This is a genomic window from Microbacterium sp. ZOR0019, assembly GCF_000800925.1.
Lineage (GTDB): Bacteria > Actinomycetota > Actinomycetes > Actinomycetales > Microbacteriaceae > Microbacterium > Microbacterium aurugineum.
The window spans coordinates 1-1,081 of record NZ_JRKC01000105.1 but is presented as its reverse complement, the minus strand read 5'-3'; the positions used below and the strand labels follow the sequence as shown (position 1 = coordinate 1,081).

The following is a 1,081-nucleotide window of genomic DNA, read 5'->3' as shown; positions in this document are numbered from 1 at the left end:
CCCATCCGTGGTTCGCGAGCGCGGTGAAGCGCCGCGCCGCGGTCCGGGCCGCCCGCTCCGCGGCGGCGGGGTCGTGGCGAAGGAGCGAGCGGGCGAGATGGAACTCGGCCTCGCCTCTGGCCTGCCTCATCCGCTGCGCCCCGAACTCGGCGGCGACCTGGGCGAGCAGCGCCTCCGCCTCGGTGGTGAGCCCCGCATCGCTGAGCACCTCGGCACGATCCAGGTCGCTGATCGCCGCAGCGAGGTCGCTGATCGCCGCGAGTTTCGGGCGCGAACGCGTCATCTGCGTGAGGGCGGTGACGAGGTCGCCTCCGAGGAGTGCCGCATAGCCGAGGTTGTGCCGCGCCTCGGCGAGCGGGCCCTCGTCGTCGTTCGCCTCGTACACCGCGACGGCGCGACGCAGGTCCTCGACGCACGTCTCCAGCTCGCGCTGCTGCATCCGAACGACGGAGCGGTTCATCAGGCAGTTCGCGAGCTCGGTCGTCTCCTCGCCGATCGCCGTCAACGTGTCGATCGCGCGGGTGAGCATGGCCTCCGCCTCCGCGAGTCGGCCGCTGTGCATCAGGAGCGTGCCGAGTTGGCCGCTGAGCACCGCGATCGTCTCGGGGCGGAGCCCGGAGCGCCCCAGGGCGTTCCGGCATAGCTGCTCGGCGGCCGCGGGCTGCCCCTTCTGGGCGAGGACGTACGCCACCGTGCCGTCGATCCGTGCGCGCAGGTCGGGGTCGTCGGTGCGCGCCGAGGCGGTGTCGAGCGCGCGCCGCGCCTGTGTGAACCTCCTCGCGTTCGCCGCCTCGACGCCACGTCGGTGCAGCTCGATCGCGGACAGGGGCATCGCTCCAGAATGCCCTGCCCGGGGGCCGTCTCGCTACGGATGTCGGGAGAGCCGGCCGCACATCAGTGACGGGTGTCGGGAGAACGGACGGATGTCGGACGTGCGACGGCGTGTCGTCCTGCCATCCGTGAATCGCCCCGACATCCGTACCGCGAGGCGGTGCGGGCGGCCCGGGCGAGGCGGCGCGGGCGGTGCGGCCGGGCGAGGGGGTGCGTCAGTGCGGGACGACGGGAGTCGGGAGGGACTTCA

The 1,081-nt window shown here is 73.3% G+C and carries 1 pseudogene; it reads right to left on the bottom strand.

Annotated elements, in window-relative coordinates:
• Positions 1 to 832: pseudogene (locus tag L978_RS17975) on the bottom strand (CHAT domain-containing protein); the annotation flags it as partial.
• Between the last annotated feature and the right edge of the window lie 249 nt (positions 833 to 1,081).